This is a genomic window from Kitasatospora sp. NBC_01246, assembly GCF_036226505.1.
In the GTDB taxonomy this organism is placed as follows: domain Bacteria; phylum Actinomycetota; class Actinomycetes; order Streptomycetales; family Streptomycetaceae; genus Kitasatospora.
The window spans coordinates 3997408-4014220 of record NZ_CP108484.1 but is presented as its reverse complement, the minus strand read 5'-3'; the positions used below and the strand labels follow the sequence as shown (position 1 = coordinate 4014220).

Here is a 16813-nt window from a genome sequence, read left to right as displayed (position 1 = left end):
GAAGACGGTACGGGCGTGTCAGACGCTTGTCTAGTACAAGTGTCTAAATCATTTGTCTCAGGCCACCGTGTGAGACGCACGTGCAAGACATCTGTCCAGACAGGCCGTAGCATCGGGCCATGGGAAATCGTGAGGACCTGCTGGCCGGCGCCAAGCGCTGTCTGTACGAGAAGGGCTACGGGCGCACCACCGCCCGGGACGTCGCCACCGCCTCCGGCGTCAGCCTGGCGGCGATCGGCTACCACTTCGGCTCGAAGGAGGCGCTGCTCAACGCGGCGCTGATCGAGGCGACGGGGGAGTGGGGCGTCGCACTGGGCGCCGTGGTGGCGCGCGCGAACGAACTCGCGGACGGGCCGGAGGAACGGTTCGTCGCGGTCTGGGACGGGGTGAAGGAGACCTTCGTCGAGCACCGCGGCCTCTGGGCGGCGCAGTTCGAGGCGATGGTGCAGACCGACCGGGCACCCGAGCTGGCGGCGGCGCTCACCGCGGCGCAGAAGGGCGGGCGGCTCGGGCTCGCGGCCCTGTTCCAGGGCCTCGCCGAGGTGCCGGACACCGAGGACGAACTGGCCCGCGGGATGTTCTACCAGGCGCTGCTGGTCGGCCTGGCCGCCCAGTGGCTGGCCGCGCCCGAGATGGCGCCGACCGGGCGGGACTTCCTGCGCGGCCTCCAGCTGGTCGCCCCCACCGTGCTGGGCGCGGCCGCGCCGTAGGCCGCCGTGGGCCGCCGTGGGCCGCCGTGGGCCGCCGTGGGCCGCGCCGCCCGGCGGGGGCGGCTACGCCGTGACCGCCGTCAGCAGCACCACCGAGTCGACGTGGGCCAGCAGCCCGTGCCGGTCCTGCGGGATCGGGTGCAGCTGGCCCGCCGACAGCTCCTGCAGATGCCCGGCGACGGTGAGCGAGACCCGGCCGCGCAGCACCTGGATGCTGGCGGCGGCGGGGGCGTTGTGCTCGTCCAGCGACGTCCCGGCGGTCAGCGCGATCACGGTCTGCCGCAGCACGCCGTCGTGCACCACGAGGTGGGCGCTTCGCCCGTGCGGGCTCTCGGTGGCCTTGGCCGCGTGCTCCACGGCGAGCTGTTCGAGATCGACCATCGGGTGTCCTCCTGGGCCTGCCTGCCGGGTCCGTCGCCGGGTCCGTCGCCGGGCCCGACTGCCGGGCCGTTCGCGGCGGCCCTGGGGCCAGCGTCGCGGACGGGCCCGGCTCCCGCACCCCGGAGCAGCTCGGCGTGCGGGGATCGCCGACTGCGCCCATGGTGGACGCATGGCGACCAATGACAGTTTCCTCAGTGGCTTCCAGGTCAACCGTTCGCTGCTGGCCGGCGGAGCGGTTCTCACGGGCATCGGCGCGGTGCTCGGCGCGGCCGGTGCGGCCATGGTGTGCGCGGCGCTGGCCACGGCCGGGCGTACGTGGATCAGGCGGTTGGAGACCCCGCCGACGGCGGTCGCGACGGCCGTCGCGCAGCGGGCGCTGCGCGAGGCGAAGGTGGCCTCGGCGGCCGGCTGGGAGGCCTGGCGCGCCGAGCACAGCTCGCCCAACTGAGCGGCCCCGGGCGCGGTCCGCGTGCCGTCCCGCTGCCCGCCGGCCCGCCCCGCCGCCCTCTCCACCGTCCCGCCGCGCCGCCCGGTTTCACCCGGGCGGCGCAACCGTCGCGACCGTGCGGGCGGGGGGGCGGGGGGAGCTCCGGCGGGCCGCCATGGGGGTGCGGCCCGCCGGCGTTCCCGGCTGTGCCGGCGCGGTGGGTGCGGCCGGCCCGGCTCCCGTTGCGGGGGTCCTCGCCGCCGGGCGCTCGCCGCCGGGGCCTTGCCGCCGGGGCCCCGCCGCAGAGGTCCCGACGCAGGGTCCTCGCTACAGGCCGAGCGACTTCGCGACGATGCTGCGCATGACCTCGCTGGTGCCGCCGTAGATCCGGAACACCCGGTTGTCGGTGTAGAGGCGGGCGATCGGGTACTCCAGGATGTAGCCGTAACCACCGTGCAGCTGGAGGCACTTGTCGATCACGCCGGAGGCCGACTCGGTGCAGAACAGCTTGGTCGCCGCCGCGTCCGCGACCGTCAGCTCGCCGCTCTGGTAGAGCTCCAGCGCGCGGTCGACCATCGACTGCTGGGCGACCACCTGGGCCTCGCAGTCGGCCAGCGTGAACTTGGTGTTCTGGAACTCGGCCACCGCCTTGCCGAACACCTTGCGGTCCTTGACGTACTGGACCGCGAACCGCACCGCCGCCGCGGAGGCCGCGTAGGCGCCGACCGCGATCGCCAGCCGCTCCTGGACCAGGTTGTGGGTCAGGTAGGAGAAGGCCTTGCCCTCCTCGCCGAGCAGGTTCTCCACCGGCACCTTGACGTCGCTGAAGGCCAGCTCGGCGGTGTCGGAGGTGCGCAGACCGATCTTCTGCAGCTTGCGGCCCACGGTGTAGCCCGCGGAGGCCGTGTCCACGCAGAGGATGGAGAGGCCGGCCCGGCGGTTCTCCGGGTCGTACGGCGCGGTCCGGCAGATCACCAGGACGAGGTCGGCGAGCACGCCGCCGGTGATGAAGGTCTTGGCGCCGTTGAGGACGTAGTGGGTGCCGTCCTCGGAGAGCCGGGCCGTGGTGGTGATGCCCGCGAGGTCGGAGCCGGCGCCCGGCTCGGTCATCGCGATGGCGGTCATGATGTCGCCGGAGACGAAACCGGGCAGCCAGCGCTGCTTCTGCTCCTCGTCGGCGTACTCCAGCAGGTACGGCAGCACCAGGCCGGTGTGCACGCCCGAGGAGCCGAAGCTGACGCCCGCCCGGGCGGTCTCCTCGGCCACCACGGCCTGGTACTTGAAGCCGCTCTCGCCCGCGCCGCCGTACTCCTCGGGGACCTCGATGCCGAAGACGCCGAGCGCGCCGAGCTGGCGGTAGAAGTCGCGCGGCGGGTGGCCCTCGGCCTCCCAGCCCTCGTAGACGGGCACGACCTCGTTGGCGATGAAGTCCCGGATGGTCTCCCGGAAGGCCTCGTGGTCCTCGGTGAACACGGTGCGGCGCACGACGGCGCTCCCTTCGGTGGTGCCAGGCGGTGCGGGCCGGCACGGGCGGCTGCGGGCCGGTGGACAGCTGATCGCCCCACAAGTTAATCCCGGGTAGCTTCGACTTGTCCAGGGTCGGCGCGGCGGTGTCCGTACCGTGACCGAGCCCGCTGTGACCGGCTCCGGCCCCCCACAAGTGAATCCTTGCTAGCCTACGGTCGGCGGGTGGCGCCCGTAGTCCGCTCCGACCGCGGCGCGGGGCCGCGGTGCCGCAGACCTCGTGGACCGGCATCCGGGCGAGGTGCCCGACATACGGGCTGGCGAGGGCGAGGAGCGACGTCATGGTGGTACGACGGCCGCCCGCGCGATCCCGGCAGGCGCAGATCCTCGCCGTGGCCGCCGAGCGCTTCCACCGCAGCGGTTACCACCAGGTCTCCATGACGGAGGTCGCCGCCGGGGTCGGCATCACCGCGCCGGCCCTCTACCGACACTTCCGGGGCAAGCCCGAACTACTGGACCGCACTCTCCGGTTGGGGCTGGACGAGCTGTCCGGCGGACTGCGCGCGGCATCGACCACGGCTGACGTCGGCGCCGCGCTGGCCGCCGTCGCGGTCGGGCACCGGCCGCTCGGCACGCTGGTGCAGCGGGACGCCCGGCTGCTGCCGCCGGTCCGACGGGCCGGACTGCGCCGCGAGCTGCGCGCGGACGTCGCGCTGATGGCCGGCGTGCTCCGGGCGGAGCGCCCGGAACTCGGCCTTGCCGACGCCGAGTTGCTCTGCTGGTCGGCGCTCTCCGCCGGAGCCGGCCTCTCCTACCAGTCGGCCGTGCCGCAACCGCGCCGGGCCGAGCGGCTGCTGCGCGAGCTGGTGGCGGCGATCCTGGCGGTGCCGCTGGGCGACACCTCGCCCGACCCGCGGGACTACTGCCCGGCGGCCGCGCCGGTGGCCCGGGCGCAGTCCCGCCGGGAGGAACTGCTCGCGGTGGCGGTGCGGTTGTTCCACCGGCGCGGGTTCGACAACGTCAGCACCGACCAACTCGGCGCCGCGGTCGGCATTTCGGGGCCCAGCGTGTACCGGCACTTCGAGAGCAAGGCCCAGCTGCTGGCCGCCTCACTGGTGCGCAGCCGGGAACGGCTCTGGCACGAGGTCGAGGGCGCGATCGCCGTCGCCGACGGGCCCGGGCCGGCCCTGGAGGCCGCGCTGGCCGCCTACGTGGGCTTCGCCCGGCGCAACAACGACTACCTGGGCGCGATGCTGAGCGAGACCGAGCGGCTGGCCGCGTCGGACCGGCGGGCCGCGGTGGACTTCCGCCGGGACTTCCTGCGGACCTGGGTCGAACTGCTCTGCCAGGTCCGCCCCGAGTACGACGCGGCCCAGGCCAGGATCCGGGTGCACGCCCTGTTCGCCCTGGTCAACGACGGGGTGCGGAACCGCCCGTACTGTGAACGGCCGGACCTCGGGGACTGCCTGCGGCGGCTCGGCCGAGCCGTCCTGGGCCTCCCCGGGCCCGCATAGCGACGGCCGGGTGCCCGCCCCCGAGGATGGTGGGGGCAGGCACCCGGCCCGGCGTCGCGACCCGGTGGATCCGGTCGGGCCGCGAGCGCACTGGTGCTCGGTCCGGGTCTCGCCGCCGCCGGAGCGGAAGCGGCGGCGAGGAGGGCCGGGACTAGAAGAAGATGTGCGGGTGCACGTCGGCGGCGAGGTTGCCGTTGCCCTGGAGGGCGCCGACGTTGCCGGCGTTGCCGGCGACCGCGAGGCCGTTGTTCTGGTTGCCGGCGCCGGAGCCGGTGGCCGTCTGCTGGGTGCTGACCAGGTTGCCGGTCACGTTGCCGATCACGTTGCCGGAGCCGTTGTTGTTCACGACGCTGCTGTTGGAGTGGTCGTTGGCACCGGCGCCGTTGTCGGCGTACGCCGTGGCGGACCCGAGACCGACCAGGAGGAAGGCCCCGAGGGCGGTGACGGCGGCGGCTGCGCGGATACGGGACACGCTGATCTCCCTGAGAGAGTGCGAAAAAGTGGCGCGTTCCGGGGTGGCCGCCCCGCAGCGCCGGTTCCTGACGTCGCACGACCAGCATTCACCAGCACCTGGGCGAACTCCACCGAATGGGTGGCAATTCGCCCGATGGTGTCATGAAGACGACGAACCGGGAGGGCCGGGAGGAGCCGCGCGCGGTCACGCGGAGAGCGTCAAGTTCCCTCGAAGGAGGGTGGATTGGGTCCACCGGACGGCGGCTTCGACGGGACCGCACTGTCAATACCAGGTTGACCGGTCCTCCGGTGTCAGCCCGGTGCCAGGCCAGTGTCAGCCCGAGTCCCGGTCGACCCGGGCCGAGCGCCGGTCGATCCCGAACCGATTTCGGGCCGGCCTCAGAAAGAAATGGTCGCCGGATAGTCGCACTGGCACACTGAGGACCCATGTCTGATGGTCTCCCGCCCGACCCCGTGCCCACCGAGGATCTGCGTACGACCGAGGTCGATCTCGGCGGACTGGTGAACGTCCTCGCCACCCACCTCTACTCCACCCCGCTGGTGGCCCTGCGCGAACTCGTCCAGAACGCCCACGACTCGCACACCCGGCGGCTCCTGGAGGACCCGGACGGCGGCCACCGCCCGCTGATCCGGGTACGCGCCGACGCCGTCCGGCGCACCGTCGGCATCGAGGACACCGGCGCGGGCCTCACCGAGCCGGAGATCCACGCCTACCTGGCCACCGTCGGCACCGGCTACACCCGGATGCTGCGCGAACTCACCGGCAACCAGGAGCTCATCGGCGCCTTCGGGCTCGGCTTCCTCTCCGCCTTCTCGGTGGCCGACGAGGTCACCGTCACCACCACCTCGCACCGCGAGCCGCTGCTCGGCCACCGCTACCGCAGCTTCGGCGGCGAGCAGTACAGCGTCGAGCGGGTGCCCGCCCGGCCGGCCCCCGGCACCCTGGTCGAGCTCGCGCTGAAGACCGAGCACGCCCACCTCGCCGACGAGAACGCGTTGCGCGAGGTGCTCGGCCGGTACTGCGTCCTGCTGCCGATCCCGGTCTACGTCGGCGACGACGAACAACCCGTCAACGCCGTCCCGGTGCCCTGGCGCCAGGCGGTCGACGGCGACCCGTACGCGGCCCGGATGAGGTTCGCCGGCGCCTTCGGCCGCCGCTTCGAACCGCTCACCGCCTTCCCCGTGCGGCCCGTCGAAGGCGGCAGCGACGCGGTCGGCCTGCTCTGGGTCCAGGACGGCGGCACCTACGGCAGCAGCGACAACCGCGACCTCGCCGTCTACCTGCGCGGCATGCTGCTCGCCGAGGACGCCCGCGACCTGCTGCCCAGCTGGGCCGGGTTCATCGGCGGTGTGGTCGAGTCCAGCCGGCTCACCCCCACCGCCAGCCGCGAGGACCTCCAGCGCGACGAGCACTACCGGGCGCTCCAGCAGGCCCTCACCGACGCCGTGGTGGAGGGCCTCTACGAGACCGCCCGGCTGCGCCCCGCCGTCTGGCGCCGCATCCTCGCCCGGCACGGCCAGGACCTGCTCGGCGCCGCGCTCTGCGACGACCGGCTCTTCACCCTGCTCGCCGACGACGTCCCGGTGCCCACCTCGCAGGGCGACCTGACGGCCGGTGCGCTGCGGGCCGCCGGCGGCGGCGCGGTGCACGTCGCGCTCGGCAGCGGCGGCGGCTTCGAGGAGATGCTGTACCGGGCGATGCAGGTGCCGATCGCGCGCGGCGACCGCTACGCGGTGCTGCCCTTCCTGCGCCGCTACGCCGCACTGCGCGACTGCCGGATCGTCGAACTCGGCAGTGAGAACGGGAACCGTGAGCTGTTCCGCGACCCGGAGCGGCCGCTGCCGGCCGAGGAGACCGCCTGGCTGACCGGCGCCCTGGCCGACCCCGGCGAGCAACTCGTCCCGGCCCGGTTCGACCCGCCGGGCCTGCCGCTCGTCCTCGTCCCGGACCGCGAGGCCGAGCTGAAGGCGCGGATCGAGGACGACCAGGCGGACGCCCGGATCCCGTCCGCCGCACTGCGTCTGGCCCGGGCCTTCACCGCGCGGTCCGGCGGCGAGGTGAAGGCCCGGCTCTACCTCAACCTGGCCTGCCCGGCCGTCCAGGACCTGCTCACCGCCTACCGCGGCGGGCACACCGGCAGCGCGACCGCGGCGGGGCTGCTCCGCTCGCTCAAGGTGATCATGGCGGCGGCCTCGGCCGGGTCCGCCGGGGCCGCCGGCTCGGGCTCGGGCGGTGGCGACCTGGGCGGCGCGCTGGCGGGCATCGGGACGGCGGTCTCCGCGCTGACCGCCGCCGTGCCAGCCGGGCTGGGCACGGTGCCGGACAGCCCCGGCGAGCTCGGGGAACCGGGCGGCCCCGGTGACCCGGGGGGCCTTCGCGACCGGGCCTGAACGGCGCCCGTCCCCGGCGCCCGTCCCCGGCGCCCGCCCGGGGGCCATGCCCCGCGCCGCCCGTCCAGGTCCCGCCCGTCCAGGTCCCGGCCGTCCGGGACCCGCCCGTTCGGGTCCGGGCCGGCCGGAACCTGTTCGTCCGGGACCCGCCCGTCCGGGACCGTCGGACGGATTGTCAGAGGTGGTCAGCACACTGTCCACCAGCACAGCGCACCACCCGCAGGGGGAGACGCAAGCAGTATGAGCACCGACATCTGGGCCTGGGTGCACGACACCCACCAGCAGCTGGCCGAGGCCGGCCACCGGCGGCTGGCCGACGCCATCTACGAACTCCCCGGCCACGCCAACGAGGGGCGCAACGACCAGCTCGACGCCGTCTACCCGGAGGCGGTCGCCGCCGCCCGGGCGCTCGGCCTGCCCTGGGTCGAGGTCTACCTGCGGCACTGGCGGATGCAGAACCTGCTGAACAAGCGCCACCAGGGCGAGCAGGCGCTGCCCGAGGCGGTCGACCTGCTGGAGTTCGCGCACCGCGAGGAGACGGCGGGCTGCCCGCAGTCCGTCTGCGTGGTGCAGGACTTCGCGATCTGCCACGCCCGGGTCGACGGTCCCGGCTACGTGCCCGAGCGGCTCGCCGTGCTGAGCGAGACGCTGGAGCGGATCGAGCCCGCCCGGGCCTGCTTCGACTGCCTCTCCCGGGAGTACTCGGACGCCCTGGAGGACGACGGCCGGCCGGCCGAGGCGCTCAGCCACCTCGACACCGCCGCCGCCCGGATGCAGTCGGCCGGCCAGCGGCTCTCGCTGCACTTCCACCACTCCCGGGCCGGCACCCTGCACCTGCTCGGCCGGCACGAGGACGTACTGGCCCTGCTCGACACCGCCGAGCAGGCCGAGCGCGGCCGGGGCCGTGAGATCGACGAGAGCGACCGGCGCTGGGGCGCCGTGCTGCGCGCCCGCGCGCTCGCCTCGCTCGGCCGCACCGACGAGGCACTGGCCCTGCTGCCGAGCCTGGCGGACGCCGAGCGCCATGCCGACATCCGGGCCGCCTGGACGGCGACGGTCGAGCTGCTGGTCGCCGCCGGCGCCCGCGAGAACGACGCCGAGCTCGGCGCCGCGCTGGCCGGCTGGGTCGGGTACCTGGACGGCACCGGTTCGCACCGCCCCTGCGTCGACCTGCTGCTGGCCGCCGGCCGGCTGGCCGTCGCACGCGGCGCCCGGACGATCGCGCTCACCCTGGCGGCCTTCGGCGAACGGAAGCTGTCCCGGCTGCGCCGCACCGACGGCGTCGCCGAGCAGGTCGCCCGGCTGCGCGCGGACGCCGAGACGCTGCCCGTGCCGGAGCTGCCCGTCCCGGCGGACGAGCTGTCCGAGTACCTCGGGGAGGCGCAGGTGCCCTACGAGGCCGGCGCCGACCTGCTCGCCGCCGCCCTGGACGAGTACCGGGGCGAGCCGGCCGGCGCCACCGGGCTGGCGCTCGACCTGGCCGCGGTGCTGGGCGGCCTCGGCCACTCCCGGGCCGCCGCGGACCTGCTCTGGGACCGGCTGGACGCCGACCCGGCGAGCGAGGGCCTGACCGCGATGCTCGGCAGCGCCCTGATCGAGGCCGGGGACGACGAGGGCATCCGTCGGCTCGCCGACCGGATCACCGGGACCAACCCGTCCGGCGGCCACTGGATCCGGGCGCGCTGGGCCGCCGCCGAGAGCCGCTGGGCCGACGTGGTGGAGCAGTGCGAGGCGATCCTGGCCCTGCACCCGGACCGGATCAACACCCGCCGGCTGGCCGCCGCCGCGGCCACCGAGCTGGGCGACCACGCGGCCGCGCAGCGGTACTACCAGGAACTGCTGGAGCACGCGCTGCCCGCCGAGGGCACTCCGGACGAGCAGCGGCACCGCACCGTCCAGGAGCCCGACCTCTGGCACCTGATCACCGCGGCCACCGTCAACCGGGACTGGGCGACGGTCCGCTCGACCGGCGCGCTGATAGGCATGGAGTTCGACGAGGCCGAGGGCCCGGTCGACGAGGAGTGGCACATCGTCACCGTCCGGGCCACCCGGACCAACGGCGCGACCGCGGACCTCCCGGCCGTCCGCACCGGCCCGGCCACCGCCCGCATCCTGCCGGTGCTCGGTGACGACCTCACGCTCAACCACGGCGACGTGGTGGTCTTCGCCCCGGCCCTGCTGGAGGAGCCGCCCGGCGAGGATGCCCCGGAGGAGGAGCGGCGCCGCCACCGCCCGGTGTTCGGACTGCTGACGCTGCTCGACCCGGCCGGCTACACCACCTACTGGATCGACGGCGGCTGGCCCGGCGACGAGGCCTGGGCCCGGCTGCGCGAGGAGCTCGGACAGGCCGGGTACGCGGTCTGGGCCTACAGCGGGGAGCAGTACAGCGTCACCGACCCGACCGACGAGGACGAGGTCCTGCCCGGGATCTACGCCGCCGTCGGGGTGCCGCCCACCGAGCGGGCCGCCGACGCCGACGCGCTGCTGCGCCGACTCACCGCGGCCTGGCCGCACCCGCCGGCCTGGCTCGACCTGGCCCGGGCGGCGGGCACGGACACCGCCCGGCACGAGGAGATCATCGAGCGCTACGGGCTGTAGCGGGCCGCTGGTAGCCGGCCCGAGTTTCGACCCCGAGTAGCGGCCCCGAGTAGTGCCCCCGGCACGGGGCAGGGACTCCCGGATCAAGAGGTTCTTGGCAAATGCTTTACTGTTTCATTGCCAAGACTCGACCTCCAGGAGTGCCTGCCCCGTGACCAGCCTCGCCCTCGGCCCGTCCTGGCTCGATCCGACCACCCTGATCTCCACCTTCGGGCCGCTCGGCATCCTCGCCATCGTCTTCGCCGAGTCCGGTCTGCTGATCGGCTTCTTCCTGCCCGGCGACTCCCTGCTCTTCACCACCGGCCTGCTGATCGCCGACGGCACCTACCTGCACCTGCCGCTCTGGCTGATGTGCGTGCTGATCGTGGCCGCGGCCGTGGCCGGGGACCAGGTCGGCTACCTCTTCGGCCGCAAGGTCGGACCGGGCCTCTTCCGGCGGCCCGACTCCCGGGTGTTCAAGCAGGAGAACGTGGAGAAGGCGGCCGCCTTCTTCGACCGGCACGGCCCCAGAGCGATCGTGCTGGCCCGCTTCGTGCCGATCGTGCGGACCTTCACCCCGATCGTCGCCGGGGTGAGCAGGATGAACTACCGCACGTTCGTCGTCTACAACGTCATCGGCGGTGTGCTCTGGGGCGTCGGCGTCACGGTGCTCGGCTACTTCCTCGGCCAGATCCCCTTCGTCCGGGAGCACATCGAGGCGATCCTGGTCGGCATCGTGCTGGTCTCGGTGGTGCCGGTGGCGGTCGAACTGCTGCGGGCCCGCCGGTCCGGCCGGTCCGTCCCCGCCCGCCACCGCGCCGGGTAGGCACCCGCGCGGGCGGCCGCCCGCCGCGACGTACATGTGCGTCCGGCAGTTCGATCAGGCAAGGTGTAACCCGTGATCGAACGGCGCCGGGCCGACCCGGCGCCATCAGGGGCGGCAAGGAGCGGAAGTGCCTAAGCGGGGCCGACCGGGCGGAGGCAAGCGGGCCAGGGGCGGCAGGGTGGCCCGTCAGGCGCGACAGACAGGCCCGGGGTCGGAGCCGCGTCCGTTCCACCCCTCCGAGGCCCCACCCACCGAGGGCCTGCTCGGCCACCCCGCCCCGACCGTCGAACCCGCCACCGTGATCCCGCTGGTCACGCCGGTCCGGGAGACCAAGGGCCTGCTGAACCCGGAGCCGGCCGCCGAGCCCTCGGAGCCGGAGCTCGCGGAGGCGGAGCTCTTGGAGGTGGGGCCCCAGCCGGGGCCGGTCGGTGCGGCGGGCGCGGTCGGTGCGGCGGGCGCGGTCGTCGCCGAGGGCGTCGTCGCTGGTGCCGCCGCGGCCGCCGCGGCCGCCGGGGGGCTGGACACCGACACCGTGCCCGGCAGCCGTCGGCGCTCGGTCGCCGAGGACACCCTCACCCCCGAGGAGTGGCGGGCCGCCGGCTACACCCCGCCCGACGGCATCGCCATCCCCACCCTGACGGCGGGCGCGCCCGGCGAGGCGCCCTGGCCGGACCGGATGCGCACCCTGCTGCGCACCCCGATGTCCGAGCGCCCGGCCTTCGAGCGGACCCCCCGTGAGCTGCACCCCTCCGCGGGCCGGAGCGTCCCGCGCATCCTCGACCTGACCCTGCGCATCGGCGAACTGCTGCTCGCCAGCGGCGAGGCCGCCGAGGACGTCGAGGCGGCCATGCTCGGCATCGCCCACGCCTACCGGCTGGACCACTGCGAGCCGCAGGTCACCTTCACCCTGATCGGGATCTCGCACCAGCCCTCGCTGGTCGAACCGCCGGTCACCGCGGACCGGGTGGTGCGCCGCCGCACCTCGGACTACACCCGGCTGAACGCGGTGTACGAGCTGGTCGCCGACATCACCGCCGAGACGGTCTCGGTCAACGACGCGTACCGCCGCCTCGCGCTGATCCGCCGCAACCGGCACCCGTACCCGACCTGGCTGCTCGCGCTGAACACCGGACTGCTGGCCGGCGCGGCGACCTTCCTGGTCGGCGGCCGGATCGACGACAAGGCCTGGCTGGTGTTCGCCAGCGCGTTCATCGCGGCCGTCCTCGGCGACCGGCTGGCCTCACTGATCGCCCGGCGCGGGCTGCCGGAGTTCTACCAGTTCGTGCTGGCCGCGATGCCGGCCGCGGCCTCCGGCATCATCCTCTCGTTCAACACCTTGGGCCTGCGCGGTTCGGTGGTGATCACCGGCGGGCTGTTCGCCCTGCTGCCCGGCCGCGCCCTGGTGGCCGCCGTCCAGGACGGCCTGACCGGTTTCTACATCACCGCCGCCGCCCGGCTGCTCGAAGTGATCTACCTGGTGTCGGGCATCGTCATCGGCGTGATGCTGATCCTCTACCTGGGGGTCGGCTTCGACCCCCAGCTCAAACCGGACGAGAGCCTGGCCGGGGCGAACTACCCACCGGTCCAGATGATCGCCGCCCTGGTGCTCACGCTGGCCTTCGCGATGCTGCTGCAGACCGACCGCCGCTCGCTCGCGCTGGTCACCCTGAACAGCGGCATCGGCTGGGCCAGCTACGGCGTGCTGGTCTACAACGCCGGGGTCTCTCCGATCGCCGCCACCGGAGTGGCGGCGGGCCTGGTCGGTCTCTTCGGCCAGCTGATGGCCCGTTACCGCAACGGCTCGGCGCTGCCCTACGTGACCGCCGCGATCGGCCCGCTGATGCCCGGTTCGGCGCTCTACCTCGGGATGCTCTCGTTCACCCAGGGCCACGCCAGCGCCGGTCTGGTGCAGATCACCCGGGCCGCCGCGATCGCCCTGGCGCTGGCGATCGGGGTGAACCTCGGGGGTGAGATCGCCCGGCTCTTCATGAAGCTCCCGGCCGGCGCCGAGCGGCCGGAACCGTACCTCGCCGCCCCCCGCCGGGCGGCCAAGCGCACGCGCGGCTTCTGACCGCCCGCACCGACGCGCACCCCGGCCTCCGGGCCCCGGGCCCCGGCCCCCGGCGCCGCGTCGGTGCGGGTGGTGGGCTCGTTGGGCCGGTGTTGGCCCCCGGGTCATGTCGTGGCAGGACGTACGCAGGACCAGGAACGAAGGTAAGACGCATGACCACACTGCTGGACGGCTGCCGCGAGCACATCGTCGCCGCGCACAAGCAACCGCTGTTCCTGCTGTTGGTCGGATTCATCACCTCCTTCGTTCTGATCCGGTTCAGCGTCCGGATGATCCGGGCCAAGGTCCGCTGGTGGCCCGGCAATGTGACCCCCGGCGGCCTGCACATCCACCACATGGTCTTCGGTCTCGGCTTCCTGCTGACCGGCGGCATCGGGGTGTTCGCGACCTACGGCGGCCACCCGTGGATCGATGTCTTCGGACTGCTCTTCGGCATCGGCTGCGGCCTGGTGCTGGACGAGTTCGCGCTGATCCTGCACCTGGACGACGTCTACTGGAGCGAGCAGGGCCGCAAGTCGGTGGACGCGGTGATCTTCGGCATCCTCTGCACCTCACTGCTGCTCGTCGGGTACGTGCCACTCGGCGTGGTACCCAGTCAGGAGACCAGGTGGGGACTGGTCACGGTGATCTCGGTGAACGCCCTGGTCTCGGTCATCACCCTGCTCAAGGGCAAGATGTGGACCGGACTGCTCGGCATCCTGGTGCCCGGCCTGTCCTGGATCGGTGCCATCCGGCTGGCCCGCCCGAGCAGCCCGTGGGCGCGCTGGCGCTACGCGACCCGTCCGCGGCGCCGGGCCCGCGCGCTCCGGCGTGAGCGACGGCTGCACCGGCGTGCGGACATCGCCCGTACCTGGCTTTTCGACCTGATCGCGGGCGCCCCCGACAAGGTGCCGGCCGGCCACCCCGCCGCTCACCGGGTCGCCGAGCGGATGGCCGCCCGGGCCTCCGCCCACCTGGACGCGCACGCCGCCCGCGCGCTGGCCCGGCGTTCCGCCCGGCTGGCCGATCGCCGCTCGGCGGCGACGCCGGGGCCGGGGGGCAGGCAGCGCCTCGGCCCCGGCGGGCCCGCTCCCATCGGGCCCGAGCCCGGCCCCCGGCCGCTCGCGCAGCAACGCCGCCGCACCGTCCGGGCGGGCCGTAACCGCACCTACGCGGTACGTCCGACCGGTCTGGAGCCCCGGCCCGACCGACACCCCCGACTGAGGCCGCACACCCCTCGGATCCATCGGTAGTTCGTATACCCTGAGCCCTTGGCTGATGGTGATTCCCGGTCAGATCATCTGATGGGTCACCCGGCCGGCGGTGCGGGCTTGGGGTGTGAAGGCCGTCCGGCTTGAGAATATGGCGATGAGTGACCGACTTGTCACGTGATGGGATATTTCGCCAGATTCGCTGGGTGGTCGGGGTGACCAGGTCCGCCTGGGGCTCTCCGAAGGCCCACGTCCGACACCTGAGAAGGGATGTCCCGTGGTGCGCAGGCTCCTGCCGACCCTCCTGTTGTCCCTCACCGCTCTGCTCGGGCTGCTTCCCGCCGCCGCGGCAGTCCCGGCGGACGCGCTCGATGACGCGGCGTCCGGCGCCGCAGCCGGTTCCGCGTCCGGGGCCGGGGCCGGTTCCGAGTCCGGTTCTGCAGCGGGGGCGCCGGCCGACGGGGCCTACCCCTCCGCCGAGGAGGTCGACCGCTCCCGGGTCGAGGCCGACCGCCGGGCCGCCTCGGTCTCCACCATCGAAGCCGGGCTCACCGCGGCGACCGCCGAACTGGACCGGGCCGCCCGCACCGCCGAGCAGGCCGTCGAGGCCTACAACGGCGCGCAGGTCGCACTCGCCCGCGCTCGCACCGAGGAGTCCGCCGCCGTCGGACGGGCCGCCACCGCCGAGGCGGCGCGGACCGAGGCCGCCGAGGACGCCGCCCGGCTGGCCGCCGAAACGTACCGTCAGGGCACCAGCGCCGAGCTCTCCGCCGTCAACGCCCTCATCGGCGCCCATGGGCCGCGCGAGGCCGGCGACCAGGCGGCGGTGGTCGGCGTCGCCAGCGACCGCACCCGGCAGATCCTGGACGCGGCCACCTCCACGGCAGCCGCTGCGGCCCGCGCCTCGGCCACCGCCCGCACCGCCGCCGAGGCCGCCGAGAAGGCCGCCGCCGAGGTCGGTGCGGCGCGGGGCCGGGCCGAGGCGCGGCTGGCCGCGCAGCAGGCGCAGGTCACGGCGGTCGGCCTGCGCCGCGAACAACTGCTCGCCGATCTCGCCGCCGCCCGCCACACCACCGTCGAACTGGAGCGGCAGCGGCGCGAGGCGCTGGAGGCGATCGCCGCCCGTGAGGCCGAGGCCGCGGCCCGGGCGGCCGCCGAGAAGGCCGCTGCCGAGAAGGCGGCGGCTGAACAGGCGGCAGCGGAGAAGGCCACGGCGGAGAAGACGGCAGCCGAGGCGGCGGGCACCGCGATGGCGCCGGCTCCGAGCTCGCCCCCGGCTGCCCGCCCGTGGTCGGCCGAGGGCGCGGCCGCCGCCGTGGCCTTCGCCCGTTCCAAGATCGGCCTCCCCTACGTCTGGGGCGGCGAGGGCCCCGGCGGCTACGACTGCTCGGGGCTGACCATGATGGCCTGGCGCCAGGGCGGCAAGCAGCTGAACCACTTCGCCGCCGACCAGTACGCGCAGAGCACTCCGATCGGCTACCGCCAGCTCCGCCCCGGCGACCTGGTCTTCTGGACGGACACCGGCCGGGCCGCCGACATCCACCACGTCGGCCTCTACATCGGCGACGACCAGATGATCGAGGCCCCCCGCCAGGGCATGCCCGTAACCCGGACCTCGATCGGACCGCCCGCCCCGTGACGCAACGCGTTCGTCAGGCCCTCCTGGAGGATCCGGTACGCCGCCCGGGAGAGCGTCCCCTGGACCTGTGCCGGCTCGCCCGACAGCTCCGACACCACCACCGCGCCCGCATGCCGCAACCGGTCCAGCAGCTCCGGCAGGTCGGCCAAGGTCCTGGTCGGGGCCGTCCCCGCCTTCTCCTCGCGCAGCACGCCCAGCACGTAGTCCAAGTCCTCCAACGCGGCCCGGGTCGACTCCTCGATGCTTCGCAGGGCGGCCCGCGCGGCCACCGGATCGGCCGCGAGCACCTCGCCCGCCACCGCCGCCTGGATCGTGGCGGACGTCAGCGTGTGACCGATCGAGTCGTGCAACTCGTGTGCCAACCGGTTGCGTTCGGCCAGCCGCAGCTCACGCTCGGCCGCCAGCGCGAGGCGCTCGGCCGCCGACGGGCCCAACAGCCGTGGTGCGAGCCACCGCAGGGCGCCCGTCACGACGATGCAGCCGGCCGCTGCCAGCAGCAGGCAGACCAGCGCCACCCCCCAGCTCGCCCAGCCCGTCCCCGGCCGCATCGACCGGCCGAACAGGCTCAGCCCCGCCTCGGCCCCGGTCCAGCCCCCCGGCAGGGTGAGGCCGGCGATGAACAGGGCGCCGCTCACCAGCACTCCCGTCCACCCCAGTGCCGCGTGCAGCAGCAGCCAGGCCGGGGTCCGCCAACGGCCGACCCCGGACGGCCCAGTGACGGACTGCGCGCTGACGGCCGACCCGGTCACGGCCTGCACGCTGGCGGACGGCGCTCCGGGAAGAGTGTCGTGCGAAAGGGAGGGGACGGGGCGGCGGGCGGCCACGAGATCCGGCAGCGGTACCCGCAGCAGACGGCGGGCGCACGAGATCAGCACCTGCCGCGTGGGGCGCGCGAGCCCGACCGCGGCGATCATTGCCGCCCAGGCCGACAGCGTCATGGCGACCTGCACCCCGTAGGGAGCGGTCCGCCAGGCTGCCGCCGGCAGCATCGCGAGAGGAACCAGCGGAAGGCTTGCCAGCGCGCCGCCGAACGCGAACAGCGCGCCCGAGAATGTGAAGCCGCGCAACAGCGGCGGGAGTCCCTTAACCATGATCGAGCCAGTATTGCCGGAACGTCCGCCGTCGACCTCCCCCGATCGGGGGATCGAT

General features: G+C 74.3%; 13 protein-coding genes. 9 read left to right on the top strand and 4 right to left on the bottom strand.

Going from position 1 to position 16813, the window contains the following annotated elements:
- The first annotated feature begins 119 nt into the window (after positions 1–119).
- Positions 120–710: a TetR/AcrR family transcriptional regulator gene (locus OG618_RS17605; RefSeq protein ID WP_329488430.1), complete on the top strand. Its 591-nt coding sequence runs from the start codon at positions 120–122 to the stop codon at positions 708–710.
- Between the two features lie 63 nt (positions 711–773).
- Here the strand turns inward: OG618_RS17605 and OG618_RS17600 are convergent, their stop codons facing one another.
- Positions 774–1091 (bottom strand): cupin, encoded by a 318-nt coding sequence (locus OG618_RS17600; protein ID WP_329488429.1) that lies wholly within the window; start codon positions 1089–1091, stop codon positions 774–776.
- 169 nt (positions 1092–1260) lie between these two features.
- On the opposite strand from OG618_RS17600, the gene OG618_RS17595 reads away from it, so the two are divergent.
- Complete coding sequence (locus OG618_RS17595; protein WP_329488428.1) at positions 1261–1539, top strand: hypothetical protein; 279 nt, start codon at positions 1261–1263, stop codon at positions 1537–1539.
- 306 nt (positions 1540–1845) lie between these two features.
- Here the strand turns inward: OG618_RS17595 and OG618_RS17590 are convergent, their stop codons facing one another.
- The gene (locus tag OG618_RS17590; protein ID WP_329488427.1) at positions 1846–3003 is read right to left on the bottom strand and encodes an acyl-CoA dehydrogenase family protein; all 1158 of its coding nucleotides are present in this window, start codon (positions 3001–3003) and stop codon (positions 1846–1848) included.
- A 320-nt stretch (positions 3004–3323) separates the two neighbouring features.
- On the opposite strand from OG618_RS17590, the gene OG618_RS17585 reads away from it, so the two are divergent.
- Entirely contained in the window at positions 3324–4496 is a 1173-nt protein-coding gene (locus OG618_RS17585; protein ID WP_329488426.1) for a TetR/AcrR family transcriptional regulator, read from the top strand.
- 151 nt (positions 4497–4647) lie between these two features.
- On the opposite strand, the gene OG618_RS17580 is transcribed toward OG618_RS17585, so the two are convergent.
- The gene (locus OG618_RS17580) at positions 4648–4968 is read right to left on the bottom strand and encodes a hypothetical protein (protein ID WP_329488425.1); all 321 of its coding nucleotides are present in this window, start codon (positions 4966–4968) and stop codon (positions 4648–4650) included.
- Positions 4969–5396: 428 nt separating this feature from the next.
- Between OG618_RS17580 and OG618_RS17575 the strand changes: the two genes are divergently transcribed.
- The 6 genes from OG618_RS17575 to OG618_RS17550 all read left to right on the top strand — a co-directional run bounded on the left by OG618_RS17575 (position 5397) and on the right by OG618_RS17550 (position 15664).
- Entirely contained in the window at positions 5397–7361 is a 1965-nt protein-coding gene (locus tag OG618_RS17575) for an ATP-binding protein (protein ID WP_329488424.1), read from the top strand.
- A 240-nt stretch (positions 7362–7601) separates the two neighbouring features.
- A complete protein-coding gene (locus OG618_RS17570; RefSeq protein WP_329488423.1) occupies positions 7602–9959 on the top strand; it encodes a hypothetical protein in 2358 nt (785 codons plus the stop codon).
- A 151-nt stretch (positions 9960–10110) separates the two neighbouring features.
- Positions 10111–10764: a DedA family protein gene (locus OG618_RS17565; protein WP_329488421.1), complete on the top strand. Its 654-nt coding sequence runs from the start codon at positions 10111–10113 to the stop codon at positions 10762–10764.
- Between the two features lie 178 nt (positions 10765–10942).
- A complete protein-coding gene (locus tag OG618_RS17560) occupies positions 10943–12835 on the top strand; it encodes a threonine/serine ThrE exporter family protein (protein ID WP_329488420.1) in 1893 nt (630 codons plus the stop codon).
- Between the two features lie 152 nt (positions 12836–12987).
- Positions 12988–14067, top strand: a complete 1080-nt coding sequence (locus OG618_RS17555; RefSeq protein ID WP_329488419.1) for a hypothetical protein — start codon at positions 12988–12990, stop codon at positions 14065–14067.
- 235 nt (positions 14068–14302) lie between these two features.
- Positions 14303–15664, top strand: a complete 1362-nt coding sequence (locus OG618_RS17550) for a C40 family peptidase (protein WP_329488418.1) — start codon at positions 14303–14305, stop codon at positions 15662–15664.
- Here the strand turns inward: OG618_RS17550 and OG618_RS17545 are convergent.
- Complete coding sequence (locus OG618_RS17545) at positions 15580–16755, bottom strand: sensor histidine kinase (RefSeq protein ID WP_329488417.1); 1176 nt, start codon at positions 16753–16755, stop codon at positions 15580–15582. The two genes, OG618_RS17550 and OG618_RS17545, sit on opposite strands and share 85 nt — an antisense overlap.
- Positions 16756–16813 lie beyond the last annotated feature (58 nt).